We start from the raw sequence: 24,948 nt of genomic DNA on the forward strand, positions 1-24,948 counted from the left end.
ATGGATCACAGGTCAGAGTCGCGTCAAGAGAAAAAATCGACCTGAACGCCGGTTCCGGGATGTGAAGATGAAATTGATTTGGGTTTTCAGTTCGGGTACCGGAGTCATCCGGACATGGACGCCCGCCCGTTTTTCCCGACTCCTCGCGCGTCGAGGCGCGCTCCAGGCCGAGGGCTGATGCGGTGACGCGACGCCCTCTCGCGCTTCGGGGCCTGCTTGCGGGCGCGCTGGGGTTCCTGCTGCCCGGCGTGCAGGCGCCGGCGCACGCTCAGGACGGCGGCGCGCTTGGCGCTCGCGGGCGCGCGGAGGGCGACCGTGGCGCGAGCGCGCCTGCTGCTGCCGCGGCGGCGCCTGCCGTCCCGCCGGAAGGCGCGCCTTCTCCGCCCGGGGCGGGGGACGCGCGGATCGAGCCGCCGCGGCTCGTCGAGCGCGTCGAGGCCGAGTACCCGCCGGAGGCGCGAGCGGCGCGGCGGGAGGGCGACGTCGTGCTGAAGCTGCTCATCGACGCAACGGGGCGCGTGACCGAGGTCGAGATCGCGAGCCCCGCGGGCGACGGCTTCGACGAGGCGGCCCGGGCGGCGGCGCTCCGGTTCCGCTTCACGCCGGCGCGCCGGGGCGGCGCGCCCGTCGCGTCACGCATCCTGTACGGCTACGAGTTCCGGCTCCCCGAGGAGCCCCCGCCCGCGCCTGCCTCCGCGGCGCGCGATCAGGCCGTGGTCGCTGCCGCGCGCGTCGCAGCGTCCGCGCACCTGGCAGAGCCCGGGCGCGCGGCCGAGGCGGTGCCGCAGCCTGCCCAGGGGCCCGGCCCCGCGACCGGCGCCGCGCCGATCGCGGTGACCGTGCGCGGCGCCGAGGCCGAGCGGCTCCGGCAATCCGCGCAGGCGATCAAGGTCATCGAGACCGAGGAGGCGCAGCGGCGGACCGCCGACATGGGCGAGGTGCTCGCCCGCACCGAGGGCGTCGGCGTGCGGCGGAGCGCGGGGCTCGGATCGTGGACGCGCTTCTCGCTGAACGGCCTCGCCGACGATCAGATCCGCTTCTTCCTCGACGGCGTGCCGCTCGAGTTCGCGGGGTACCCGTTCGGCATCTCCAACGTGCCCGTGAACCTGGTCGAGCGCGTCGAGATCTACCGCGGCGTGGTCCCGGTGCGCCTCGGCGCCGACGCGCTGGGCGGGGCCGTCAACCTGGTCACCGATCGCGACGTCCGCGGCACCCACGGCGCGGCGTCGTACGAGGTCGGCTCCTTCGACACCCACCGGCTCGCGCTCACGGCGCGGCACCTGCACGAGCCGAGCGGCTTCTTCACCCGCGTGAACGGCTTCTTCGACTACGCGAAGAACGACTATGCGGTGGACGTCGAGGTGCCGGACGACAAGTACGTCGAGCACCCCGCCCGCGTCTACCGGTTCCACGACGCCTACCGCGCGGCGGGCGGCGGCGTCGAGCTCGGCTTCGTGAACCGGCCCTGGGCGCGGCGGCTGCTCCTGCGCGCCTTTCTGACGGCGTATGACAAGGAGCACCAGCACAAGCTCGGCGTCATGAAGGTGCCTTACGGCGAGGTCACGAGCGGCGAGGCCACGACGGGCGTCTCGCTCCGGTACGAGCAGCCGCTCGGCCGCGGCGTCGCCCTCGACGCGATCGCCGGTTACGCGTACGGGCGCGCCACCTTCCTCGATGTCAGCGAGTGCACCTACGACTGGTATGAACGCTGCGAGCCAGGCAAGCCGGGAGAGGATGACATCAGGCCGCGGGACCAGGTGTTCTGGGAGCACAGCGGCTATGGACGGTTGAACCTCCGCTACCGGCCCCACCCCGAGCACGCGCTGCAGATCTCCGTCTCTCCGATGTTCGTCACGCGCACGGGAGACGAGCGCAGGCAGGCGAACCCCGAGGGCCGCGACCCGCTCACGACCGACCGCGATCTCGTCACCTGGGTCCACGGCGTCGAGCACCAGCTCAACCTGTTCGACGACCGCCTGGAGAACCTCCTCTTCGCGAAGCAGTACGTGCAGCTCGTGCGCTCGGAGGAGCCCCTCCAGGGGCTCGCCGATCGCTTCATCCGGCGGGATCGCGACACCCATCGCTTCGGCGTCGGCGACGGCCTGCGTTACCGCTTCAACGGGTGGCTCTATGCCAAGGCTTCCTACGAGTGGGCGAGGCGGCTCCCGCGCCCCGACGAGGTGTTCGGCGACGGGGCGCTGATCCGCGGCAACCTCGAGCTCTCGCCCGAGACGAGCCACAACGGCAACGTCGGTGTCACGGTGGACGCCCGCGACACCGCGGCGGGCGCGTGGCGGATCGAGGCGAACGGCTATCTCCGCGAGGCCGAGGACCTCATCGTGCTGTTCGGCAACGGGCAGATATCCAGGTACGATAACGTCTTCTCGGCGCGGGCGATGGGGGTCGAGGCCTCCGCTCGCTGGACGTCGCCTGGCGAGCACGTCGCCCTCGACGGCAACCTCACGTACGAGGACTTCCGCAACACGTCCAGGGAGGGGACCTTCGCTCCTCAGGTGGGGCAGCGGATGCCGAACCGGCCGTGGCTCTTCGCCAACGGGTCGGCGCGCGTGCAGCTCCGCGAGGTCGCCGCGCCGCGCGACGAGCTCTCGCTCACCTGGAACACGCGTTACGTGCACGGCTTCTTCCTCGGCTGGGAGAGCAACGGGCGGCGCGAGGACAAGGAGCGCGTGCGCGCGCAGCTCCTGCACTCGCTCGCGCTCACCTACATCGCGCGCCTCGCGCCGCGCACCCTGAGCTTCACCGTGGAGGCCCACAACCTCACCGACGAGCGCGCCTTCGATTTCTACGGTGTCCAGCGGCCCGGACGGGCTCTCTTTTCCAAGGCGATGCTGGAGATGTGATGGGAGAGCCAGGAGAACCCATGAGAACGATCTGGAACAACATGCTGGCATCCAGGCGCGCGAGCGCCGCGCTCGGCGCGCTCGGGCTCTTGACGGTGGCGCTCGGGAGCGGGGGGTGCGGGGACGATCCGCCGAACCCGAACGGCAGCGGCAGCGGAGAGCCGAACCCGAGCGGCGGTGGTGGCGGCGGCGACGGCGTGAGCGGGCCAGCGTTCGTGGTGGGGACACGGATCTGGGACGACACCTCGACGACAGCGTATTTCCACGTGGTCCCGTCGCTCGATCAAGGCACCGAGGTCGACCTCTCCCAGGCGCTCGAGGTCCCGGGCTCGGCCAAGCTGTACGGCTTCGAGGACCTCGGATGGCTCGCCATCGGCCGCGGCGATGCGCCGACGATCGCGCGCTACACGCTCGACGGCCGAGGCGCGCTCGCGAAGGGGACGAGCGTCAGCCTGCAGCCCCTCGGCGTGCAGGAGCTCTGGCCCACGCTGTACTTCGTCTCTCCGACGAAGGCGTATTATCCGGACCGCGACAACGAACAGCTCATCATCTTGAACCCCACGACGATGGAGGTCGAGGGGCGGATCGAGCTGCCGGAGACCGCCCGCCAGGGCTATCGGGCGCTGTACAGCTACGGGTCGATCCTGCGCGGCGACAGCCTCCTCTTCTCGGTCGGTTGGTTTGACTGGGATCAGAACGACACGATCCTCGAGGAGACGGGGCTCGTCGTGATCGACACCACGACGGACACGCTCGTGCGGGTCGAGGTCGACGAGCGCTGCGGCGGCATCACGCAGCCCATCGAGACGGCCTCGGGGGACGCGTACTTCGTGAGCTCGGCGCTCGCGGGGGCGGCCCATCTGCTCGAGCGGCTGCCGACCGAGCCGTGCGCGCTGCGCGTGCAGAAGGACGCGGACGCCTTCGACAAGGACTACCTCCAGGCCCTGGCCGAGCTGACCGACGGCGCGCTCGCGGGCGAGCCCATCCCGGGCGGCGGCGACGCCATCTTTCTCCGGGTGTTCGACGAGCGCGCCGCCACGGTCGAAGCCAACAGCGTGACCTGGGATCTCACGAGCCAGAAGGTGTGGCAGTGGTGGCGCTGGGACACCGCCACGGGCGAAGCGGCGCCGATCGACGCGCTGAGCCCCATGACGTCGGACGTCCTCTGGTTCCAGGTCGACGGCCGGGTCTTCGGGACCGAGACGACGGATGACTACGCCGAGAGCACGCTGATCGAGCTCACGGCCGAGGGCGGTCCGAAGCGCGGGCTGACGGTGCCGGGCTTCCTGCACGGGGTGGCGAAGGTGCGCTGAAGGCGCGCGGCGCTCCGCGCGAGGAGACAGGTGAACGTCGATGGCCAAGAAGCTCTCCCGGCATGCCTTCACGACCTTCTGGGACGTGCACGCCTGGACCGGCGTGATCGGCGGGCTCCTGCTCCACGTGATGTTCCTGACGGGGGGGATCGCGCTCTTCCGGGACCAGCTCGCGGTGTGGGAGGAGCCCGTGGCCCAGCAGCGCTCGCCCGTCGAGCGGGTGGGGCTCCAGGCCACGCTCGATCAGGGGCTCGCGGCCGCCGGCGAGGCGCCCGAGCAGCTCTGGCTCCGCCTGCCGCCGGGTGATCTGGGCGTCGCGCGCATCCAGTACTACGCGGCGGGCGAGGAGGTCTCGTCGTGGATCCACGAGGGGCTCGTGCCCCAGCGCGAGGGCCTCTCCCGCTTCCTCTTCGAGCTGCACTACCTCTGGCACGAGGCGACCGGGGTGTGGCTGTACTACGTGGCCGGCCTCCTGTGCGTCGCGCTCCTGCTCGCGCTGGCGACCGGCGTGCTCATTCACCTGAAGGACATCGTCCGGCAGTTTCATCAGTTCCGGCCGGACAAGAAGCGGCGTGTCCTCTGGTCGGACATGCACAAGGTGCTCGGCGTGATGGGCCTGCCGTTTCAGGCCATGTACGCCTACACCGGCGCGTTCATCGTGTTCCTGGGGGTGCTCGTGCCGGCGTTCACGGGCCCCGTGTTCGGGGGTGACGCCGCGCGGGCGGACCTGGCGGCCTGGGGGGCGTCGTACGCAGAGGAGCCGGCGCGCGGGGCGCCTGCGCGCGGCCTCGCGCTGGACGCGCTCACGGCGCGCGCGAGGGCGGCGGTGCCCGGGCTCGCGCCCGAGACGATCCGCGTCCGGCATCCAGGCCTCGACAGCGCGACCGTCGATATCCAGGGCCCTGTCGAGGGGGCCCTGTTCGGGCGCGCCTTCGTGCGCCTGCGGGCGACGGACGGCGCTGTCGTCTCCGTCGACGCGCCGGGCGCGGCGGGCGCGCGCAGCGGCGCGCTCCGCTGGATCTACGGCCTCCACTTCGCCGAGTTCGGCGGCGTCGTCCTCCGCGTCCTGTTCCTCGCGCTCGCCCTGGGCACGTGCGCCACGATCCTCACCGGCAACTGGATCTGGCTCGCTCGGCGCGAGGCGCGGCGCGAGGGCCTCGGCAACCGCGTCCTCGCGCGGCTCACCGTCGGCTTCGGCGCGGGGACGCTCGTGGCGATCGCGGCGCTCTTCCTGGCGAGCCGGGCGCTGCCTCTCGACTGGCCCGGCCGCGTGGCGGCCGAGGAGCTCACGTTCCTCGCGGCGCTCGGGCTCTCGGTCGCGTGGGCGCTCGCCGCGCGCGACGGCGCGAGCCTCTGGTGGCGGCAGATCGGGCTCGCGGGGCTCTTGCTGCTGCCCGTCCCCGCGCTCGCGGCGCGCTGGTCCGGCGCGGGGCTCTTCGGCGCGGGTCAGAAGCTCGGCGCCGTGGTCGCCGTCGACGTCGCGCTCCTGGTGACGGCCGCGGCGCTCTGCGCCTCGGCCTGGGCGCTCCGCCGGGCAGCCCGGCGACACGCGGCGCCGCCGCAGGTGGCGCAGGGCGAGGCGCCGGCGCCGCTGGCGGGCGAGGCGCCGGCGCCGCTGGCGCACGGCGGGGCGGGGCTCATGGCCAGGCGCCAGACGGCCTCTCATGGTTGAGACCGCGTCGATCCTGGCGGCGTATTTCGCGTTCGCCCTTCTGCACGCGGCGCGGCCCGAGCGCATCCCGTTCGGCGTCGCGTCGCGGGTGCGCGGCAGGCGCGCGTGGCCCGTCGCGGCCCGGGTCCTGGCCGTCGGCTTCTTCTCGCTGTCGGTCGCGCTCTGGGGCCGGGCCGAGGCGGGCGCGGCGGCGTTCCTCGCCGCCCTCGCGGCGCTGCTGGTCGCGGCCAGCCTCTTCGTCGTGCTCGCGCCGATCTGGCCGCGCGCCGTCTGGGGCCTCGCCGCCCTGTGTCCGCCGGCGATCGCCGCGCTCTCGCTCCTCGGAGCGCGCCATGGCTAGGTCCACGCACCACGAGCCCTGCCGGGGATCCGGAGAGAGATTTCAACGCAAAGGCGCAAAGGCGCAAAGAACGCAAAAATGCTCGAATTTACTTGTGTTTTGCGCCTTTGCGCCTTTGCGCCTTTGCGTTGAGCTCTCTCTCCGCTCGCGAGGCGGAGCCCTGGCAGGATTTCTGATCCGAGGTGCTGGTCCCCGGCTCGCCCGCCTCGAGGCCCCGCTGCGCGTCGTCGCGGCGCTGGTCGGGACCTTGCCGGTCGCCGTCCTGTCGAGCGTGTGCCTTGCGCGGTTCGCCCCGCTCTCCGAGGGCGCGCGGGGCGCCCTCGGCTTCTCGCTCGTGGTTCCGCTGTGGGTCGCGGCGATGTGCGTCGCGTTCCTGGCCCGCAGCGCGGCGCGCGCGTGGGGGATGTGCGCGGCGCTCAGCGCCGTGCTGTTCGCCTTGGCCTACGCGGTCCCGCAGTGAGACCCGCACATCAGGGGTGGCGCCGCCGCCACGGAGGCCCCCTGCGCCGCCGCGGCCGACCCGAACGGCGTGCGGTAGAGCCTGCCGGTCTGCTTCTCGTCGGCCCGCCGCTTCCGCCCTCGGATGATTTCCGCCGCCGCCGGCGCGTCACCGACGATTCTTTTGTGCACGGCGGCAGGCTCTTTGGTATGTTGCCGCTCCCTCGACGGCCGCGGCGCGTGTCGTCGAGTCGACGCTCTTTCTATCGTTACGCTTCGAGGTCCGCGCTGGCCCAGCCCTGGGCATGGGTCGGGTGGACCCTCCTGGAGACCAGGAGAGGTGGCCGAGTGGCTGAAGGCACACGCTTGCTAAGCGTGCGATCGGGAAACTGATCCGCGGGTTCGAATCCCGCCCTCTCCGCAAGTACAGCGCTCAGCGCGACGCCGCACCGTGCGGCGGCCTGAACGCGGCGCACAGACGACACGACCACGCGGGCGGCGCGCATCGCGCCTGCGCGCGGCGCTGCGACCCGCGCGCGCCATGCCGCGAGCGCGCAGCCCGGCGGCGGCGCCGCCCCACCTGCGCGCGGGCGACGCGCGACATCCCGCTCCTGCCGCCGCGGCGCGACGCGCCGGCCCTGGCGCAGCGGCGCACCGTCCCGATGCCGCGGCGCTCAGGCCGCCCTGGTCCTCAGCACGCGCGACTGCAGGAACTGGTAGATCGTCTTGATCGCGTCGAACGAGCCGACCGCGCTCTCCTTGATCACCTCGTTCACGGTGCGCGAGCCGTTGACCGCCCCGAGCACGAGCTCCTCGATGCGCGTCAGCTTGCCCCAGCCCACGCCGTCGAGCGCGACCTGGTCGACGACCACCACCTGGTCGAAGTTGATCGTCCCCTCCATGAGCCGCCACTCGTCGACGCGCCGGAACCCCTCGAGCACCAGCGCGGACACGGCGAGGCCGAGGCGCGCTTGCTCCACCTCGGGGCGGAACGGCTCGCGCGTGAACGAGAAGCGCCCGTAAGGCCAGCGCAGCACCTCGTAGATCAGCTCGCTCGACTGGCGCTCCAGCACGGCGACGAGGTCGTCGTTCGTCGCGACGCCCGCCTCCACGAGCACCTGGCCGAGCAGGGTGTTCGGCATCTTCTCGCGGAGCAGCGCCTCGAGCCGCTCGCGCGTCACCACGCCGCGCTCGATGAAGTAGCGCCCGAGCTTGAACTCGTCCGACGAGTTGCGCGCCTGCACGAGATCGATGAGCCCCTGCCGGATCGAGATCGTGACCGACGACCGGTTCGTCGTCACCCGGAGCACGCCCGTCTGCCGCTGCATCTGGAGGAGCTGGAGGATCTCGGCGAGCGGGATCGCGGAGACGTCGCCGCTCATCACCTCCTTCGCCTCCGGCGGCGCGTCGATGTCGCGGAGCGACAGGGTCAGCTTCGAGACCACCTCGCTCGTCATCACGCGGGCGACCGCCTGCATCACGGCCGCCTCGTTCGTCCGCGCCTCGGGCGAGAGGCTCATGATCGCGGGGGTCATCACCGTCGCGAGCTGCTGGGCGAGGTCGACCCCGGCGCGCTGGCGCATGTTCCGGGCGAGGAGGCTCGGCCGAACGCTCTCGGCGATCGTGTCCTCGTCCGGCATCTTCGCGCCCTCGGGCACGGGCCGCGCGCGCCCCTCCGCCGCCTTCGAGAGCGCGCCCTCGATCACCGCGACCAGCGCGCGCGCGTCGAACGGCTTCGTGATCGCGTCGACGGCGCCGGTCTGCTGGACGAACTGGCCCCGGATCTTGTCGCCCTTGGCGCTCATCAGGACCACGGGGACGTTGCGGTGTGACGGGTTCGACCGGAGCTCCCGGCAGAAGGCGTAGCCGTTCATCCTCGGCATCACGAAGTCGAGGAGGACGACGTCGTACTTCGGCCCCTTCTTGATCAGCTCGATCCCGGCGAGCCCGTCGCGCGCCACGGTCGGCTCGAACCCGTTGCGCGCCAGGATCGCGCTGACGACCTTCAAGATGGTCGGGCTGTCATCGACAACGAGGACGCGCGCCGGGGAGGCCATGGCGATGATTGCAGGTCCTACCCTATCAGAAGTGCGCGGCCTGCAAACATAAAGGCCGAGGGGCGCGGCCGCGCGCGGCCGGGCAGAGCGCGGGGCGCGGCGGCGCGCCGTCGGTCCACGTCTCGCACGTCTCGCACGCCCCGCCGCCGCCGGAGATCGCTCGCGCTCCTCGGACCGGCGCCGGCGCCGGCATCAAGCGCCGGCGCTGCCGGCGCCGGTCGCGCCCGGTCGCGCGTCTGCGGTGACCGCCTTCACGTGCACCTCGGCGAGCTGCGCGGCGTCGACGACCACGGGCGCGCCGGTCATCTGGTCCGTGCCCTGGTTGGTCTTCGGGAACGGGATGACGTCCCTCAGCGTCGGCGCGCCGCTGAGCAGCATCGAGAGCCGATCCATGCCGAGCGCGATGCCGCCGTGCGGCGGCGCGCCGCTCCGGAGCGCGTCCAGGAGGAAGCCGAACTTGTCGCGCGCGTCGCCCTCGTCGATGCCCAGCGTCTTGAAGACGCGCGCCTGCACGTCGGGGTCGTGCAGCCGGATCGAGCCGCCGCCGACCTCGAACCCGTTCAGCACGAGGTCGTAACGGTAACACTCGACGCGCCCCGGATCGCTCTCGAGGAGCGGCACGTGCTCGTCGATCGGCCTCGTGAACGCGTGGTGCGCGGCCGCCCAGCGCCCCGTGTCCTCGTCGTGCTCGAACAGGGGTGGGTTCGTCACCCAGAGGAACCGCCACTGGTCTCCATGCCCGTACTCCGGGATGAGCCCGATCTTCTTGGCGATGTCGACGCGGAGCTTCGCCATCACGGTGTGCACGACGGCGGCCTTGCCGAACTGGAAGCAGAGGATGTCGCCCGGCTTGGCGCCGAGCGCCTCGTTCAGCTTCTGCCGGAGCTCCGGCGTGATCGACTTCGTGAGGGGCGACTGCGTCCACGAGCCGTCCTCGGCGAGCTTGGCGCGCGCGAGCCCCCGGAAGCCCTTCACGTCGCGGAGCCCGCGCTCGAGCTCCTCGGTCTGCTGGCGGGACAGGTTGGCGCTCGCCGGGATCACGAGCCCCTTCACGATCTCCGCCGGCAGGTCGCGGCGCAGCTTGCCCGACCGGTACTTCTCCGCGAGCTCCACCCAGAACGGCACCCCGCCGCCGTTGTGCTCGATGATGAGCTCCGTGAGGTCGGTGTGCTCGATCCCGAAGCGGAGGTCGGGCTTGTCGTTGCCGAAGCGGGCCATCGACTCGGCGAACGGCATCTGCGGGAAGCGGCCCGTCGGGTAGAGCTCCGTGAGGTCCTTGCCGACGGCGGCCTTGAACACCGCGAAGACGAGCCCCTCGATCAGCCGGAAGACGTCGTCCTGGTTCACGAACGACAGCTCGACGTCGATCTGGGTGAACTCCGGCTGCCGGTCGATGCGCAGATCCTCGTCCCGGAAGCACTTCACGATCTGGAAGTACCGGTCGAAGCCCGCGACCATGAAGAGCTGCTTGTAGAGCTGCGGGCTCTCGGCGAGCGCGTAGAACTTGCCGGACGAGATGCGCGACGGGACGAGGAAGTTGCGCGCGCCGCCCGGCGTGTACTTCACGAGGAACGGCGTCTCGAGCTCGAGGCACCCCTGGTCCGACAGGTAGTTCCGCGTCGCCCGGTTGACCTCGTGGCGCATGCGCAGCGCCCGCTGGAGCGGCGTCCGGCGCAGGTCCAGGTACCGGTACTGGAGGCGGATCTCCTCGTCGGTGCGGATGTCGTCCTCGATGGAGAACGGAGGGTTGTCGGCGCGGTTGAACGCCACGGCCTCGGCCACGCGCACCTCGACCTCGCCGGTCGCGAGCTTCGGGTTCACGTTCTGCTCGCCCCGGTGCACGACGACGCCGCGGATGCCGATGACCCACTCGCGGCGCACCGTCTCGGCGAGCTTCAGCGACGCGGCGAGCTGCTCGGGCGTCGAGTAGGGCTCGCCCGACCCCTCGAGGGCCGGCGCGCGCTTCACCGACCCCGCGTCGTAGCCGGCGTCGAAGACGACCTGCGTGATCCCTTCGCGATCGCGCAGGTCGATGAACACGCAGCCGCCGAAATCGCGGCGATGCGCCACCCAGCCGAAGAGGATGACCTCCTTGCCGATGTCCGCCGTGCGCAGATCGCCGCAGCGGTGCGTCCTCTTGAGCTCATCGATGAAACGGGACACGAGCCGACCTCCGAGTTTCCGTGGGAGGGGCGACTCTAACCCAGGTCGCCGTTGCCCGCCTCTTCGTATGCGCATGGTCGCGCGTGCGCGTCGGCCTGCGCGCCGCCGCGCCGCGGCTCGCTCGGGTCGACGCGCCGGAACTTGGCCCTCCCGCGGCCGATCTGGCATGGCCGCCGGGTGAGCTCCGGAGAGAAACGCTGCTGGCTCGATCGGTCGCTCGCCTTCCTGTCGGCCGCGCTGCCCTTCGGGCTCTCGCTGGCCCGCGCCGCCTCCTCGGGGCAGTGGCGCGAGGATCTCACCGCCGTCCGGGACCTCGGCCTCGTCGCGGTCGGGGTGGGCGGCGGCCTCTCGACGGCGCTCTCGCAGGCGCTGAGCCTGCTCCCGCTCGGCCCGCGCACCTTCCGCACCGCCCTCGGCTCGGCGCTCGCGCTCGCGCTCGCGTCGCGCCTGCTCTACGAGATGGTCCGCCGGCTCCTCCTGGAGGCGGAGCGCCCGGCGCCCCTGCCCGGGCTCGCGCTCTGGCGGCGGCTCCGCGGCGAAGCGGCAGCGCCGCTCGCCGCGACGGCGGGCTCCGCGCCGGGCGCGCCGGGCTCCACGACGGCCGCGCCGGGCGCCGGCAGCCCGCGGCTCGCCTCGGTGCTCGCGGCGATCGCCGTCCTCACGGCGGCGCTGTCGCCGACGTGGCAGCGGGAGGCGACGGTCGGCGGCGGCGCCATGCTCGCGACCTGCTGCGCGCTCGTGACCCTCGCGCTCGCGTCGATCTGCGCCGAGCAGGCGCGGCACGCGGGGCGCGCGTGGATCGGGCTCGGCGCGCTCCTCGGGGCCACGTTCGCCGAGAGCCCCCCCGCCGGCCTCGCCGCGCTGGCGGCGTCGTACGCGATGTTCCTCGCCCGCCGCGGCCTCGGCGACCGCTCCGCCGGCGTCCCGGCCGCCGGACCGCCCCGGCGCATCCTGGCCGCCGCGGCCGGCGCGGGCGCGCTCACGGCCGCGCTCCTGCTCGCGCCGCTCGCGCTGCGGCCGCTCGCCCCGCGCGCGTGGGCCGACATCGGCCGCGCGCTCACGGCCGGCAGCCTCGCCGCGCTCGACGTCGCGAGCGCGCGCACCACCGCGCTCGCCGCGTGGAGCCGCGAGATCGGGGTCGTCTCGCTGCTCATCGCCGCCGCCGGGCTCGGGCTCGCGCTCCTGCGCCCGCGCGCGCGGTGGCTCGTCGCGCCCTTCCTCGCGCTGCTCGCGCTCGACACCCTCCTGCCCGCGCGGGCGGCCGGCGTGCTCTCCGCGGATCCGCTCACCCCGCTGCGCTCGCTCGCGGTCGCGGCGATCGCCGTCGGCTCGGCGCTCGGCGCGCACGCCGCGGTGCGGGCGCTGCTCGACACGCGCGTGCCGTTCTCGCGCAGCGGCGCGGTGCTGCTCGTCGTCTTCCAGCTCACGCTGGTCGCGCTCACGAGCGAGGAGGCCGGCTTCGCCGCCGATCGGAGCGAGCAGACCGCGGCCGAGGTCTGGACGGACGAGGCCTACGGCAGCCTCGACCCGAGATCCGCGCTCCTCGTGCGGTCCCCGGCGATCGCGTGGCGGGTCTGGGCGGCGCGGATCACGCGCGGCGAGCGGCCCGACGTCCTCGTGATCCCGATCCCGCTGCTCGACCGCGGCCACGTCGCGGCGAGCCTGCTCGCCGAGGAGCGCAAGCTCATGCCGCTCCTGCGCGATTTCGCGCTCGCGGGCGAGCCCAGCGAGTTCGCGCTCTCCACGCTGGCCGACGTCCGGCCCCTCTACGTGGAGCTCGACCCGCGCTGGTCGAAGCGGCTCCTCGGCCACCTGAACGTCGCCGGCATCTGGCTCGAGTACGCGCCGCAGCCGCTCGGCGCCTCCGATCGCAAGCTGGCGACGGCGCAGTCGATCGCGCCGATCCGGCGCGTGCTGGAGTCGCTGTCGGCCGCCGCGGTGCCGGACACGTCGACGGCGGCGGTCCTCGCGTCGACGATGCGGGGCCAGTCGAACATCGTCAGCCTCCTCGGCGAGCGCGTCGTGGCGCAGTCGTTCGTGGACCGCCTGGGCGAGCTCGCCGCGCAGGATCCGTTCGTCTCCGGCGGCCCGAGCCGCCGCGCCGTCACCGGCATCCGTCAGGCGTTCATCGCGCGGCGACCCGTCCGGCGCCGCTGAGATCCGCGCCCTCCGGCGGCCGGATCGCGCTCACGGCGAGGCGTGGAGCCCGATCTCGCCCGCCGCGAGCGCCCGGAGGTCGGCCGAGCGCAGCGCCTTGACCCGCCGCTCGAAGTCGCGGCTGTCGTCCTCGGTGAGCTTCGCCCCGCCGAAGCGGGCGCGCAGGTAGACCTGCGTGAGCGTCAGGATCTCGCGCCCGAGCGGGTGCGCCGCGAGCTCCAGCGCCTCGGCGTGGCGCAGCGGCGGCATGCTGGGCGGGCGCGGCACGCCCTGCGCGAGCATGGCGGACTCCAGGCTCTCGTACAGCGCCGTCGCCAGGATCGCGCTCGGCGTCCGCCCGCCGTCCGCGCGGCCCTCCTCGCGCCCGCGGCGCGCGCGGCGGAAGCGCCAGTAGAGCAGGCCGCCGCCCAGCGCGAGCGCGACGGCCGCCGCCGCGAGGGTCCACGGGCGCGACAGCGCGACGTCGCCGCTCGATCCGGACCGCCGGTAGCGCGACGTGAGCGTCTGGAGCAGGCTCACCTGCTGGTTCAGGTCGTAGCCGACGATGTGCCTGTCCCAGCGCTGGCTCGTCGCCTCGATGAAATCGCGGAGGTACGCCCAGACGCCGACGAGCTCGCTCTTCGGCGCCGCGTCCGCCGGCGGCGTCGGGTCGAACGTCATCCACCCCTCGCCGTCGAGGTAGACCTCGACCCACGAGTGGGCGTCGCCCTGGCGCACCGCATAGAACCGGCCGAAGCGGTTGTACGTGCCGCCGACGAAGCCGGTGACGTTGCGCGTCGGGACGTCCACCGCGCGCAGCAGGATCGCCATCGCCGTCGAGTAGAACTCGCAGTGCCCGCGCTTCGACTCGAACAGGAAGTGGTCGAGCGGGTGCGGGTCCGCCCCCGAGGGCGACGCGAGGTCGTACCGGTACTCCGTGCGCAGGCGCTCCTGGATGGCCCGCGCCTTGTCGGCCGGGCGATCGACGCCGATCGTCCACACCCGCGCGAGATCGACGACGCGCGACGGCAGATCCTTCGGGAGGTCCAGGTAGCGCCGCCGGTCGGCCGCCGAGAGCCGCTGGAACGTCGGCGACCGCTTCCGCGACAGGAAGACGTCGTAGACCAGCCCGCGGTCGTCCAGCGGCTGGTACCTGAACTCCCCCTCCGGCCCGCGGTGGGCCAGCGTGTTCGCCTCGAGCCCGAGCTGCCCGCGGTGCTTGAACCGGAGCCCCGTCGCGTTCGGCGGGAGGAAGATCACCGGCGGATCGATCGGCTCCAGGTCGATCCGCATCACCGGATCGATCGCCGGGTCCGGGTACCGCTCGATCGGCACGAGCCCCGCGTCGCTCTCGGTCGGGCGCTTGAAGCTCTCGCTCTGGGTCCAGGTGCGGCCGTCGTACGCGTCGAGCGCCGTCCCGCGCAGGTGCATGGTGAGGCGCGGCGGCGGCGGCTCGGGCAGATCGGGGATCTCGACCCGCATCGCCAGCTTCGGGTCGCTGCGCAGCACGCCGACGGCGCCGAGGTCGACCTTGCCCGAGAAGCCGATCATCCGCCCCGTGTGGCCGCGGTTCAGCAGCAGCAGCGAGAGGCCGACGCGCGGGAAGATGACGAACAGGGCCGCGGTGAAGACGAAGATCGGGATCGAGAGCAGGCAGGTGACGGCCAGGAACGAGCGCCCCACGACGCGCCGCGAGCGCAGGATGCGCGGCACGTCGACGGGCAGCCCCGTCCGGTCGCGCGCCCCCTGCCGGTAGTTGCCCTCGACCTCGCGGCGCAGGTGGCTGAGCACGAGCGCGCCCGGCGCGACGACGAGCACGCCGAGGAAGCACAGCCCGTAGCCGAGGCCGCCGCCGAGGACCGTCCCGGCGATGAGGTGCAGCAGCGCGAGCACGATGACCTGCTGGTCGTGCGCCGCCCCCTTGCGCGTCGCGAGCCGGATGATCTGCAGCGCGGCGGCGAACTCGACGAGCACGTCGAGCACGCTCGCGTCGGTGAAGACGATGCGCACCACCTGGACGGCGATGACGGCCAGCAGGACGCCGGTGTCGAGGTAGCGCAGCGCCGGGTGCCGCTGCCACGACTCGCGCACGCCGACCGCGAGCGCGAGCGCGAGGCCGATGAGGATGGCCCAGCTCACGTACCGGTTGAACTGCCCGCTCGCGACGAGCGCGATGACGCCGAGCGCCGCGAGCGCGTCGGTCATGATCCGATGCACCACCCCGAATCTCATGATGCGGTCCTCGGCGTGCTGGTGCGGCGCTCGCCGCTGGTCGGGCCCGGGCTCGACGCCTGGCGCACGGACGCCCGGGCGGCGCGCTCGGCCTTCGCCTCCGCCACGCGGGCCTCGTCCACCGCCTCGAGCAGCGCGAGGAACCTGAGGATCGCGTCGGAGCCGATGTTGCGGTCGCCGCGCACCCGCTCGCCCAGCGTCGTCGCGACGACCACCGCGTCGCCGCGCTTGATGTGGGCGACGGCGCGCGAGGCCGCCTCCCGGATCCTGCGCTCGAAGAGCTGCGCGAACCCGTCGCCCTCGCCGGCGGGGCGCACCGCGTCGACGACGATCTGCACGTCGGGCCGCGTCTCGCGGGTCCGCTCGCGCAGCACCATCTGGTCGCGCATCGTGCTCTTCCTCCAGTAGATGTCGCGCGGATCGTCCCCCTCGCGCATCGGCCGCAGCCCGAAGGTCTCGTCGCCGCCCCCGCGCCCGCTGAGGCTCGCGCCGCCCTCGCGCCGCCCGGCGTCCTCGACGGGGAGCCGGACCGGGTCGACCGCGGGGTAGATGATGAGATCGCCCTCGGCCTCGACCTCGCGCGACTTCTCGAACAGCCCGAACGGGAAGCGGGTCGCGATGCGGAACCCTGTGTGCCGGTCGCGGCCGCGCTTCGCCGGCGTCCGCCGGTAGGCGGCCACCTGCGCGCTCGACGGGCTGATCTTCAGGAAGAAGCAGCGCTTGTCGGCCGGCTGGCCCGCGCGCAGGTCCTCGACCTCGATCGCGTACGACGGCACGCGCTTCTTGTGGTTGTAGACCTCGATCTCGACGAGGTGCGCCCGGCCCACCTGGGCGCGGGCCGGGAGCCGACGGGTCACGGTGAGGTGCCGCAGCGACAGGTCGCTCATCACGCCGGAGACGACGATCAGCGACAGCAGCATCCCGAGCAGCAGGTAGAGGAGGTTGTTGCCTGTGTTGATCGCCGCGAAGCCGACGCCCAGCGTGATGCCGAGGTAGTACTTCCCCTCCCGGGTGAACTTGAGCTTCCGGGGCGGCCTCAGGGCGAGCAGGAACCTCGCCCACGACGGCGTCTTGTCCCCGCGCGGCGGCAGGAGCGGGCGCTGCTCGATCGGGGGTCGCTCGCGCCGCGGCCGGCTCGGCCGGACGGCGCTGCGCGACGCGGCATCGGCGCGCTCGGCCCCGCGGGAGCTGCCGCTGAGAGATCCCCGCTCCCGGTCCTCTGCGCCCATCGGCCTGCCGTTCAGAGCGGGACCGGCACCCGCGCCACGAGGTCGCGCACGGCCGCCTCGCACTCGTCGCGGGTCGGCATGTAGCCCTCCGCGTGGGCCGAGAGCCGGACGCGGTGCGCCAGCACGGCGACCGCGAGGTCGTGGATGTCGTCCGCGATACAGTACGAACGCCCATGGAGCACCGCGCGCCCCCGGGCCGCGCGCGCCAGGTTCATGCCGGCGCGCGGCGACGCGCCCAGCGAGAGGGTCGGGCTCGATCGCGTCGCCGCCAGCACCGCCTGCAGGTAGGTCGCGAGCGACGAGTCGAGCTCGACGCGGTCGACCTCGCGCTGGAGCGCGACGAGCTGGGCGGGATCGATGATCTGCGGCACGTTCCGCGCGCGATCCGGCTCCCCGCCCTGGAGCAGCAGGCGCATTTCCACCTGCGGCGGCGGGTACCCGATCCGGATCCGGACCATGAACCGGTCGAGCTGCGACTCCGGCAGCGGAAATGTGCCGGCGAAATCCTGGGGGTTCTGGGTCGCGAGCACGAAGAACGGCTCCGGCAGCGGCGTCGCCGTCCCCTCGATCGACACCTGCCCCTCGTTCATCGCCTCGAGCAGCGCCGACTGCGTCCGCGGGCTGGCCCGGTTGATCTCGTCGGCGAGCAGGACGTTCGCGAAGATCGGCCCCTGGCGGAAGACGAACTGCCCGAGCCGCTGGTCGAACACGCTCACCCCGAGGACGTCGCTCGGCAGCAGATCGCTGGTGAACTGAACGCGACGGAGCTCGCCCCCCACGGCCTTCGCCAGCGCCCGGGCCAGCGTCGTCTTGCCGACGCCCGGCACGTCCTCGATGAGGACGTGGCCCCGGGCGAGCAGCGCGATGAGCGCCAGCTCGACCGCCTCTGGCTTGCCTTCGAGGGCCTGCTCCACGGCAGAGCGAAGCTTCAAAAGCAGGGGCGAAGCTTCACGCGCGACCGAGAGCGCTGATGTCATCACGGGCGATGGTAGCACGAGGTCACGGCCAACCTGCGGGGATGCGCATTTTGCGTTCCACGAGCCGGGCCGGCCAGTGCGAACGCGGATTCGCGACCTCGACCCCAGACCCCGTGGCGCGGTCCGGCGCGGCGTACGCTGCGTCACCTTCTCTGCGGGCTCGTCGTCCGTGGTTGCGCCGTCCCGCCGCCCGCTTTCGGGTGCCCGCGCGCCCGGCGCTTTTGCCTGCCGCGGAATGGCCGGGGACGGTGCTCCCGAGTATGCTCCGCCCGCCGTGACCGCCTCGGGTCCCCTTTTTCGCCACAGCGCCGCAGGCTTTCCCTCTTCCGAGGAGGCGCCCGGCGCCGATGCTCGCCCGGACGCAGCCGCGCAGGACGTACCCGCGCCTGCCGAGCAGGCCGGCCCGATCGTCTCGCTGAGCTCCGCCCCTGCCGGCAAACCTACATCGTCGCCTCCGCGGAGCGGCGGCGTGCCGAGCTCCCGACCGCCGGAGAGCGGGCCCCCCTCGGGCAGCCTGATCGCGCAGCCGCCCATCCTGCCCGACTCCCCGAAGGGGACGCTGCTCTGGCGCGTGCGCGGGATGATCCGCGCGATGCGCCCCCACCAGTGGGTGAAGAACCTCTTCGTCCTCGCCCCGGTGGTGTTCGCCAAGCACCTGACCCACCCCTCGATCATCATGAGCGCGGTCGGGGCGTTCGCGATCTTCTGCCTGCTCGCGGGCGCGGTCTACGTCCTCAACGACATCGTCGATGCGGAGGCCGACCGGGTCCACCCGGTCAAGCGGTACCGGCCGATCGCGTCCGGTCGCGTGCCGATCCCGGTCGCCAAGGCGATGGCGGTCGGCCTGGCGGTCATCGCGCTCGGCGCCAGCCTGCTCGGCCCGCCCCTCTTCGCGGTCGTCGCCGCCAGCTACTACGTCCTCAACGTCGCCTACTCCTTCCGGCTCAAGAAGATCGCGTACCTCGACGTCGGCTGTATCGCGGTCTTCTTCGTGCTGCGCGTGCTCGCCGGCGGCTTCGCCACGAGGACGCCGCTCTCCGGCTTCATGATCGCCTGCACCGCCCTGCTCGCGCTCTTCCTCGGCTTCGGCAAGCGGCGCCACGAGCTCGCCTCGGTGAACGCCTCGAAGCAGCGCGCGGCGCTGGACGCCTACACGCCGGGCGCCCTCACGGCGGCGCTCGCCGTCACCGGCGTCGCCACCATCGCCACGTACCTGGCGTACACGCTCGATCACGACACGCAGCGCTTCTTCCAGAACCCCTACCTCTGGCTCACGACGATCCACCCGCTCTTCGGGGTGATCCGGTTCCTCCAGCTCGTGGCGGGCAGCGCCAAGGCCGAGAGCCCCACCCAGGAGATCCTCCGGGACACCCCCTTCGTGCTGAACCTCGTCATGTGGTCCGCCGAGGTGCTGGTGATCGTGTATCGGCTGAGGCCGTCCTGATGCCCGGCGCCGGCCCGGAGCTCGCCCGGCCGGGGGCAGCGCCTGCCGGCGACAAGCCCACCTCGAAGAGCGACGCGCTGACGGATCTGGCGCTGACGATGCCGATCTTCGTCCTCTACCACCTCGGCGTCGCCTTCCTCCCCATCCGCAACGCGGCGGATCCGGTCACCGCCGAGCTCCGGGCGCTCGCCAAGCACAGCCTGCCGATGTACGCGGGCCTCACGGTCGCCATCGGCGCCGTGTTCGTGATCGTCCTCTCCGTCCTCGGCCGGGGCCATGCCCTCCAGAAGCGGCGCTTCGCGCTTCTCGCCACCGAGGGCGCGCTCTACGCCATCCTGATGCGCTTCGCCGGCTCCTATGTGGTCGGCTCCCTCCGGCTCGGCCCGCCCGTGGCGTCGAACGACATCTTCACCGGCGTCGTGATGTCGCTCGGCGCGGGCTTCTACGAGGAGATCGCCTTCCGGGCCGGCCTCTACGGCCTCGGCGCGCTCGCGATCAAGCTCGTCTTCGGCCGGGGAGCCCAGGGGGTGGTGCTGCTGGTCGGGTGGGCCATCGTGTCCGCCGCCGTCTTCTCCGGCTGGCACTACGTCGGCCCGCTGGGCGACCCCTGGAACCTCCCCTCCTTCGTGTTCCGGATGGTGTGCGGGCTCGTGCTCACGGGGATCTACGTCTTCCGCGGCTTCGCGCCGGCGGTCTGGACCCACGCGCTCTACGACGTCTGGGTCCTCGTGCTCCGCTGACCGCGCGCCTCGCGGAGCGCCCCCGCGCGCGTGAGGCCACGTGCCGTATTGCCGGGCCGTTCTGCCCGTGCTCTTGGATCTTCGTGTCCCTCGCACAGCAGATCTCCGCGCTCCCTGCTCCTCTCCTGAAGCGCCTGCACGACCGGGGGTTCGAGGCGCCCCGCCTGGCGCGGTGGGCGGCGACCCTCGGCGTGGAGCGGGACGCGCGCAACCGGCTGCCCGGCCGCGTCGAGCCCCCCGCCCCCGACGACATCGCGGCGGCGCCGGTCGAGGGCACGGCCGAGCACGGGCGCCATCGCGAGCGCGGGCTCGCGGCGCTCTCGGCGGGCGAGGTCGCCCTCTGCGTGCTCGCCGGCGGCATGGCGACCCGGATGGGCAGCGTGGTCAAGGCGCTCGTGGAGGCGCTCCCCGGCCGGACCTTCCTCGACCTCCGGCTGGGCGAGAACGCGCACCTCGAGGCGCTGGCGAGCCGCCCGGGCGCCCACGTGCCGCTCTGGCTCATGACCAGCGAGGCCACCGAGCGGCCGATCCGCGACGCCCTCGGCCCGCGCCTCGACGGCGCGCGGTGCGCCACCTTCGAGCAGAACGTCTCGCTCCGCCTGACCCCCGAGGGGGCGCTGTTCCTCGACGAGCAGGGCGAGCCGAGCGTCTACGCCACCGGTCACGGCGACCTGCCCGACGCGCTCCGCCGGAGCGGCCTGCTCGCCCGCTTCCTGGAGCGCGGCGGCAAGACCGTCTGGATCGCCAACCTCGACAACCTCGGCGCCACCGTCGACCCGGCCATCCTCGGGTGGCACCTCGACCACGGCGACCCCCTCACGGTCGAGGTCGTCGACAAGGTGGGCGCGGATCGGGGCGGCGGGCCCGTCCGGTGGAACGGCAAGCGCATCATCACCGAGGAGTTCCGCCTCCCCCACGGCTTCGATCCGGGCGCCGTGCCGGTCTTCAACACGAACACGTTCCTTGTCAGCGCCGCCGCCCTCGACGCGCTCGCGATGGAGTGGACCTACGTCGAGGTCGAGAAGAAGATCGGGGACCGCAAGGCCATCCAGTTCGAGCGCCTCCTCGGCGAGATCACGGCGGCGCTGGAGCCCCGGTTCCTGCGCGTGCCGCGCGAGGGGCTCGCCTCCCGCTTCCTCCCGGTCAAGGACGTCCCGGAGCTCGAGCGGCGCCGCCCGGAGATCGAGGCGATCGCGCGGGCGCGCGGCCTGCTTGGCTGAAGCGCTCCGGGCGCCTCCGTGCCGCGCCCGTTTGGCGCTATGCTTCGCGCCTCGACGCATGCCGCTACCTCCCTTCCCGAAGCTCGCGCTCAAGCTGGTCCAGACGATCCCCTCGCTGGACGGTCCAGGTTTCCTCAACGTGCGACGCCAGGTGTTCCGCGTCGAGTTCCCGGACGGCACGCTGAGCGACCCGTTCACCTACGACAGCGTCGATCGCTCGCGCCTCGACGCCGTGGTGATCGCGCCGCACTACCGCGGCGCGGACGGCCGCCGTCACGTCTACCTCCGCTCGGCGCTCCGGCCGCCGGCCGCGACGCGCGCGCCCGAGGTGTGCCCCTTCCCGGAAGCGCCGACGCTCGGCGCGCTGTGGGAGCTGCCCGCCGGGCTCGTCGAGCTCGACGAGCGGAGCCCCGAGGGCCTCAAGCGCTCGGCCGCGCGCGAGCTGCTCGAGGAGGTCGGCTTCGACATGAGCCCGTCGGCGCTCGAGCCGCTCGGCCCCCCGACGTTCCCGTCGCCGGGCATGGTCGGCGAGCGGCACTTCTACTTCCACGTCGAGGTCGACCCCGCGCGCCAGGGGACGCCGACCGAGGACGGGTCCCCGCTCGAGCGGCTCGCCGTGATCGCGGCCATCCCGCTCGACGAGGCGATCGAGCTCACCCGGCGCGGCGTGATCGAGGACGGGAAGACCGAGGTGGCGCTCCGGCGCCTCGCGGAGCTCTGATGCCGGAACAACCCCTCGCGCCCGCGCAGCGGCGGCCGCCCCGCGTCGCGCTCGTCGTGAAGCGCTCTGCCTGGAGGATTTACCGCGAGGAGCGGAAGGACCCGCGCATCACGCGGCTCATCGAGACCGGCGACGCCGCCATCGCGCGGCTCAAGGCGTCGCACGAGGCGCACGAGCAGACCGTGCGCGCGGTCACGGCGGCCCTCGACGACCTCGGCGTGCAGGTCGACGTCACCGCCGGCACCTCGGATTGCTTCGACACGGCCGATCTCGACCTCGTGATCACGGTCGGCGGCGACGGGACGCTCCTCAGCGCGTCCCACAACGTCGGCGACGTCCCCATCCTCGGCATCAACAGCGCGCCGGGCCACTCGGTCGGCTTCTTCTGCGGCGCGACGAGCGCCGACGCGGCCGACGCGATCGCGAAGGCGCTGCGCGGCTCGCTCCGCCGCACCGTGCTCACCCGCATGCAGGTCACGGTGAACGACAAGATCGCCTCCGCGCGCGTGCTGAACGACGCGCTCTTCTGTCACATCTCGCCCGCGGCCACGTCGCGTTACGTCATCCGCCTCGGCCGCGCCGAGGAGGAGCAGAAGTCGAGCGGCTTCTGGATCGGCCCGGCGGCCGGCTCCACGGCCGCGCAGCGCTCCGCCGGCGGGCGCGTCCTGCCCCTCACCTCGAAGCGCCTCCAGCTCGTGGTGCGCGAGCCCTACACCCCGCACGGCGAGGAGTACCGCTTCCGCCACGCGCTGATCCCGCCGGGCTCCTCGCTGGTCGTGCGGAGCAAGACGCACGACGCGAAGCTCTTCTTCGACGGGCCGATCCACGCGGTGAGCGTCGGCTTCGGCGACGTGATGGAGTTCACGCAGGCGCCTCAATCGCTCACGATCCTGGGCCTCTCCGCCAAGCGGAAGTGGGGCGCGGGCTCGGCGGTCAGCCGCCGCTAGCCACCGCTGCGCGGCGCGCGGACGGCGACGCTCGCCCGTCGCGCGGGCGCCGAGGCGAGGCGCGTCGCGCGCGTGGGCCTCGATCCGCGCGGCCTTCGCGGAGCGATCGCGCGCGGGGGCGGCCGCGATGGAGGGGCGTCGGCCGAGGAGGCTCGGCCCGAGGAGGGCCCCGCGCGGCCGGGATCGCCTTCAACGGAAGGGGATCGGGCGATTTCCTACCCCGACCTCCCGGCGTACGGCCCGCCCTCGAGGCGGGCGCGTGAGGCCTGAAAATCGGTCGATTTCGGCCGTTTTCCAGGGGTTTGGGGGGCTCGCGGAGGGGCCCCCCGGCCGTCGTTCCGGCGGAGCGACGCGCCTACCGGGGCGTGAAACCCCTTCTTTTGTCGCTCGGATCGACGATTCGACACTGGATCTGTGGCGGCCGTTGTGTTTCCTTTGGCGCGCAAGAGGGCACAAACCTCAGGAGGAATGAACATGGCGGGAAAGAAATCTGAAGGGAAGAAGAGCACGTCGCTCAGCAAGAGCGCGCTGATCAACGCGGTCGTCGAGGCCAACGAGAACGAGGTGTCGCGCAAGCAGGTGAAGGCGATCCTCGAGGCGCTGACCGACATCGCGTACAAGGAGCTCAAGAAGAACGGCATCTTCACGATGCCCGGCTTCGCGAAGTTCCGTGTCGTCAAGAAGCCGGCCACCAAGGCGCGCGAGGGGATCAACCCGTTCACCAAGCAGCCGATGACGTTCGCGGCCAAGCCGGCCAGCAAGTCGGTCCGCGCTCGCCCCATCAAGGCGATCAAGGACTCGCTGTCCTGAGCCCGTCCGGCGCGCCGGAGGGCTCCTGGGCGCGGCGAAGGCCCGCGGCGGCCCCCTCTCCGGGGCGGATTCACCCCTGGAGAGCGAGCATGGCTGGCCCTGCGCGGCCCCTGCGGTAGCATGGTGCGGCTGCTTTGCCGCACATGACGCTCGCCGTCCGACTCCTCCGCGCGCTGTTTGCGTTCTCGGTCATCCTGACGAGCTACCTGATCCAGCTAGGGCTCGGGCGGGTGTTCGCGAGGCGCCTCGGGCGCGGCGCCGCCGCGCAGGAGCTGCCCGGCTGGCTCGTCGAGCGCCGCGCCCGCGTCGATCAGAAGAACGCCCGGCGCCTGCTGCGCGTGATGCTCAAGCTGCGGGGCGTCTTCATCAAGCTCGGCCAGGTGCTGTCGATCATGGGCGGCTTCCTGCCGAAGGCCTACGGCAAGGAGCTCGAGCAGCTCCAGGACCAGGTGCCGCCCCACCCCTTCAGCGATCTCGAGGCCGCGCTGCGCGCGAGCTTCGGCCGCTCGGCGAGCGAGCTGTTCGCCTCGATCGAGCGCGCGCCGCTCGCGGCCGCGTCGCTCGGGCAGGTCCACGTCGCGCGCCTCCGCGACGGCCGCAAGGTCGCCGTGAAGTTCCTCTACCCGGGCATCCGCGGGATCATCGCCGTCGACCTGCGCGTCCTGCGCCTCGCGATCCTCGTCTACAAGCGGTTCGTCCCGGTCGGGCACATCGAGCGGGTGCACGAGTCGCTGGTCGACCTGCTCCGCCGCGAGACCGACTACCTGCACGAGGCCGCGTGCATGGAGCGGATGGCGCAGAACTTCGAGGGCGACGCGGGCGTCGCGTTCCCCGAGGTCGTCCACGAGCTCACGACGCGCGACGTGCTCACGATGACCTTCATGGAGGGCATCAAGATCACCCGCCTCGACGCGCTGAGGAGCGCGGGCGTCGAGCCGTCGGACGTGGCGCTCCGGCTCGTGCAGGCGTTCTACAAGATGCTCTTCGCGGATCGCTTCTTCCACGCCGATCCGCACCCGGGGAACTTCCTCGTCGCCCCGCGGAGCGCGGAGGAGGGCGGCGGCTTTCGCCTCGTCGTCCTCGATTTCGGCGCGATCTGCGAGGCCAGGGACGAGCTCATCGACGGGCTGCTCGACATCCTGAAGGGCATCTTCGCGGAGGACGACGCGGCGGTCGTGCGCGGCTTCCGGCGGATGGGCTTCGTCGCGCCCGGGGGCAACGACGCGCTCCTCGAGCGGACGGTGAAGAGCTATTTCGCGAAGCTGCTCAAGATCCGGGATCGCACGCCGGCGGCGCTGATGCGCGCCCGCCCCGAGCAGCTAGAGAAGCTGGCCGACCCCGAGCTGGAGCGCGGCGAGCTCCAGGAGCTGATGCGCTCCTTCGAGTACCCCGAGGACTGGTTCTACGTCGAGCGCGCCTGTGTGCTGCTGTTCTGGCTGGCCGCCCAGATCGATCCCAACCTCGACACGATGACGGTCGGCTTTCCGTACCTGATGCCGCTGATGGCGGAGCGCGAGGCCAGGGCCGGATCCGGCGGAGCGAGCCCGTCGTCTCGCCGCTCGCCCGAGCGCTAGCGCCATGTCGCCGCGAGCATCGTTGTTTCCGGGAGGTTTCGTGTCGAACGGCCCGGCCCGAGGGACCCTGGTTC

General features: G+C 72.6%; 18 protein-coding genes and 1 tRNA gene. 14 read left to right on the forward strand and 5 right to left on the reverse strand.

The genetic code is table 11. From position 1 onward, the window contains the following. Positions 1 to 182 precede the first annotated feature (182 nt). The 6 genes from mxcH to WME96_RS42945 all read left to right on the forward strand — a co-directional run bounded on the left by mxcH (position 183) and on the right by WME96_RS42945 (position 7,045). Positions 183 to 2,861, forward strand: coding sequence for a TonB-dependent siderophore myxochelin receptor MxcH (mxcH, locus tag WME96_RS42920; protein ID WP_437287313.1), 2,679 nt, complete (start codon positions 183 to 185; stop codon positions 2,859 to 2,861). Between the two features lie 20 nt (positions 2,862 to 2,881). Continuing rightward, complete coding sequence (locus WME96_RS42925) at positions 2,882 to 4,174, forward strand: hypothetical protein (protein WP_437287314.1); 1,293 nt, start codon at positions 2,882 to 2,884, stop codon at positions 4,172 to 4,174. Between the two features lie 40 nt (positions 4,175 to 4,214). Beyond that, positions 4,215 to 5,846 (forward strand): PepSY-associated TM helix domain-containing protein, encoded by a 1,632-nt coding sequence (locus WME96_RS42930; RefSeq protein WP_437287315.1) that lies wholly within the window; start codon positions 4,215 to 4,217, stop codon positions 5,844 to 5,846. Further along, positions 5,839 to 6,186 (forward strand): hypothetical protein, encoded by a 348-nt coding sequence (locus tag WME96_RS42935; RefSeq protein WP_437287316.1) that lies wholly within the window; start codon positions 5,839 to 5,841, stop codon positions 6,184 to 6,186. The genes WME96_RS42930 and WME96_RS42935 overlap by 8 nt, the downstream gene beginning before the upstream one ends. Positions 6,187 to 6,433: 247 nt before the next feature. Next, the gene (locus WME96_RS42940; RefSeq protein WP_437287317.1) at positions 6,434 to 6,646 is read left to right on the forward strand and encodes a hypothetical protein; all 213 of its coding nucleotides are present in this window, start codon (positions 6,434 to 6,436) and stop codon (positions 6,644 to 6,646) included. 312 nt (positions 6,647 to 6,958) lie between these two features. Beyond that, positions 6,959 to 7,045, forward strand: a tRNA-Ser gene (locus tag WME96_RS42945). 253 nt (positions 7,046 to 7,298) lie between these two features. On the opposite strand, the gene WME96_RS42950 is transcribed toward WME96_RS42945, so the two are convergent. Both WME96_RS42950 and aspS read right to left on the reverse strand, forming a co-directional pair. Further along, positions 7,299 to 8,681, reverse strand: a complete 1,383-nt coding sequence (locus WME96_RS42950) for a DUF4388 domain-containing protein (protein ID WP_437287318.1) — start codon at positions 8,679 to 8,681, stop codon at positions 7,299 to 7,301. A gap of 192 nt (positions 8,682 to 8,873) precedes the next feature. Then, positions 8,874 to 10,844, reverse strand: a complete 1,971-nt coding sequence (gene aspS, locus WME96_RS42955; RefSeq protein ID WP_437287319.1) for an aspartate--tRNA ligase — start codon at positions 10,842 to 10,844, stop codon at positions 8,874 to 8,876. A 177-nt stretch (positions 10,845 to 11,021) separates the two neighbouring features. Between aspS and WME96_RS42960 the strand changes: the two genes are divergently transcribed. Continuing rightward, the gene (locus WME96_RS42960; protein ID WP_437287320.1) at positions 11,022 to 13,001 is read left to right on the forward strand and encodes a hypothetical protein; all 1,980 of its coding nucleotides are present in this window, start codon (positions 11,022 to 11,024) and stop codon (positions 12,999 to 13,001) included. Positions 13,002 to 13,031: 30 nt separating this feature from the next. Here the strand turns inward: WME96_RS42960 and WME96_RS42965 are convergent, their stop codons facing one another. Genes WME96_RS42965 through WME96_RS42975 form a run of 3 tightly spaced genes read right to left on the reverse strand, consistent with a single transcriptional unit; the run spans position 13,032 to position 17,418 of the window. After that, positions 13,032 to 15,212, reverse strand: a complete 2,181-nt coding sequence (locus WME96_RS42965; protein WP_437287321.1) for a transglutaminase TgpA family protein — start codon at positions 15,210 to 15,212, stop codon at positions 13,032 to 13,034. Further along, positions 15,209 to 16,441, reverse strand: a complete 1,233-nt coding sequence (locus WME96_RS42970) for a DUF58 domain-containing protein (RefSeq protein ID WP_437287322.1) — start codon at positions 16,439 to 16,441, stop codon at positions 15,209 to 15,211. Before WME96_RS42970 ends, WME96_RS42965 begins: the two co-directional genes overlap by 4 nt. An 11-nt stretch (positions 16,442 to 16,452) precedes the next feature. Beyond that, a complete protein-coding gene (locus WME96_RS42975; protein ID WP_433931256.1) occupies positions 16,453 to 17,418 on the reverse strand; it encodes an AAA family ATPase in 966 nt (321 codons plus the stop codon). 469 nt (positions 17,419 to 17,887) lie between these two features. Here WME96_RS42975 and WME96_RS42980 point away from each other — a divergent pair, with 469 nt between their 5' ends. The 7 genes from WME96_RS42980 (at position 17,888) to WME96_RS43010 (ending at position 24,874) form a co-directional block, all read left to right on the forward strand. Then, positions 17,888 to 18,862: a decaprenyl-phosphate phosphoribosyltransferase gene (locus tag WME96_RS42980; protein ID WP_437287323.1), complete on the forward strand. Its 975-nt coding sequence runs from the start codon at positions 17,888 to 17,890 to the stop codon at positions 18,860 to 18,862. Continuing rightward, entirely contained in the window at positions 18,862 to 19,602 is a 741-nt protein-coding gene (locus tag WME96_RS42985; RefSeq protein ID WP_437287324.1) for a CPBP family intramembrane glutamic endopeptidase, read from the forward strand. The genes WME96_RS42980 and WME96_RS42985 overlap by 1 nt, the downstream gene beginning before the upstream one ends. Positions 19,603 to 19,685: 83 nt before the next feature. Beyond that, positions 19,686 to 20,822, forward strand: a complete 1,137-nt coding sequence (locus WME96_RS42990; protein ID WP_437287325.1) for a UTP--glucose-1-phosphate uridylyltransferase — start codon at positions 19,686 to 19,688, stop codon at positions 20,820 to 20,822. A 58-nt stretch (positions 20,823 to 20,880) separates the two neighbouring features. Then, positions 20,881 to 21,543 carry an NUDIX hydrolase gene (locus WME96_RS42995; protein ID WP_433931263.1) on the forward strand — a complete coding sequence of 221 codons (663 nt, stop codon included), beginning with the start codon at positions 20,881 to 20,883 and terminating at the stop codon, positions 21,541 to 21,543. After that, entirely contained in the window at positions 21,543 to 22,490 is a 948-nt protein-coding gene (locus tag WME96_RS43000) for an NAD(+)/NADH kinase (RefSeq protein ID WP_437287326.1), read from the forward strand. The genes WME96_RS42995 and WME96_RS43000 overlap by 1 nt, the downstream gene beginning before the upstream one ends. 474 nt (positions 22,491 to 22,964) lie before the next feature. After that, entirely contained in the window at positions 22,965 to 23,300 is a 336-nt protein-coding gene (locus WME96_RS43005; protein WP_437287327.1) for an HU family DNA-binding protein, read from the forward strand. 143 nt (positions 23,301 to 23,443) lie between these two features. Then, positions 23,444 to 24,874 (forward strand): ABC1 kinase family protein, encoded by a 1,431-nt coding sequence (locus WME96_RS43010; RefSeq protein ID WP_437287328.1) that lies wholly within the window; start codon positions 23,444 to 23,446, stop codon positions 24,872 to 24,874. Positions 24,875 to 24,948: the final 74 nt, after the last annotated feature.

This window comes from Sorangium sp. So ce406, assembly GCF_051474675.1.
In the GTDB taxonomy this organism is placed as follows: domain Bacteria; phylum Myxococcota_A; class Polyangia; order Polyangiales; family Polyangiaceae; genus Sorangium; species Sorangium cellulosum_G.

What these genes read in the sequence shown, in the direction of transcription:
- WME96_RS42925 (WP_437287314.1), top strand. Translation starts at nt 2,882, where the DNA reads ATGAGAACGATCTGGAACAACATGCTGGCATCCAGGCGCGCGAGCGCC.
- WME96_RS42930 (WP_437287315.1), top strand. Translation starts at nt 4,215, where the DNA reads ATGGCCAAGAAGCTCTCCCGGCATGCCTTCACGACCTTCTGGGACGTG.
- WME96_RS42935 (WP_437287316.1), top strand. Translation starts at nt 5,839, where the DNA reads ATGGTTGAGACCGCGTCGATCCTGGCGGCGTATTTCGCGTTCGCCCTT.
- WME96_RS42950 (WP_437287318.1), bottom strand. Translation starts at nt 8,681, where the DNA reads ATGGCCTCCCCGGCGCGCGTCCTCGTTGTCGATGACAGCCCGACCATC.
- WME96_RS42965 (WP_437287321.1), bottom strand. Translation starts at nt 15,212, where the DNA reads ATGAGATTCGGGGTGGTGCATCGGATCATGACCGACGCGCTCGCGGCG.
- WME96_RS42970 (WP_437287322.1), bottom strand. Translation starts at nt 16,441, where the DNA reads ATGGGCGCAGAGGACCGGGAGCGGGGATCTCTCAGCGGCAGCTCCCGC.
- WME96_RS42975 (WP_433931256.1), bottom strand. Translation starts at nt 17,418, where the DNA reads ATGACATCAGCGCTCTCGGTCGCGCGTGAAGCTTCGCCCCTGCTTTTG.
- WME96_RS42985 (WP_437287324.1), top strand. Translation starts at nt 18,862, where the DNA reads ATGCCCGGCGCCGGCCCGGAGCTCGCCCGGCCGGGGGCAGCGCCTGCC.
- WME96_RS42995 (WP_433931263.1), top strand. Translation starts at nt 20,881, where the DNA reads ATGCCGCTACCTCCCTTCCCGAAGCTCGCGCTCAAGCTGGTCCAGACG.
- WME96_RS43000 (WP_437287326.1), top strand. Translation starts at nt 21,543, where the DNA reads ATGCCGGAACAACCCCTCGCGCCCGCGCAGCGGCGGCCGCCCCGCGTC.
- WME96_RS43005 (WP_437287327.1), top strand. Translation starts at nt 22,965, where the DNA reads ATGGCGGGAAAGAAATCTGAAGGGAAGAAGAGCACGTCGCTCAGCAAG.
- WME96_RS43010 (WP_437287328.1), top strand. Translation starts at nt 23,444, where the DNA reads ATGACGCTCGCCGTCCGACTCCTCCGCGCGCTGTTTGCGTTCTCGGTC.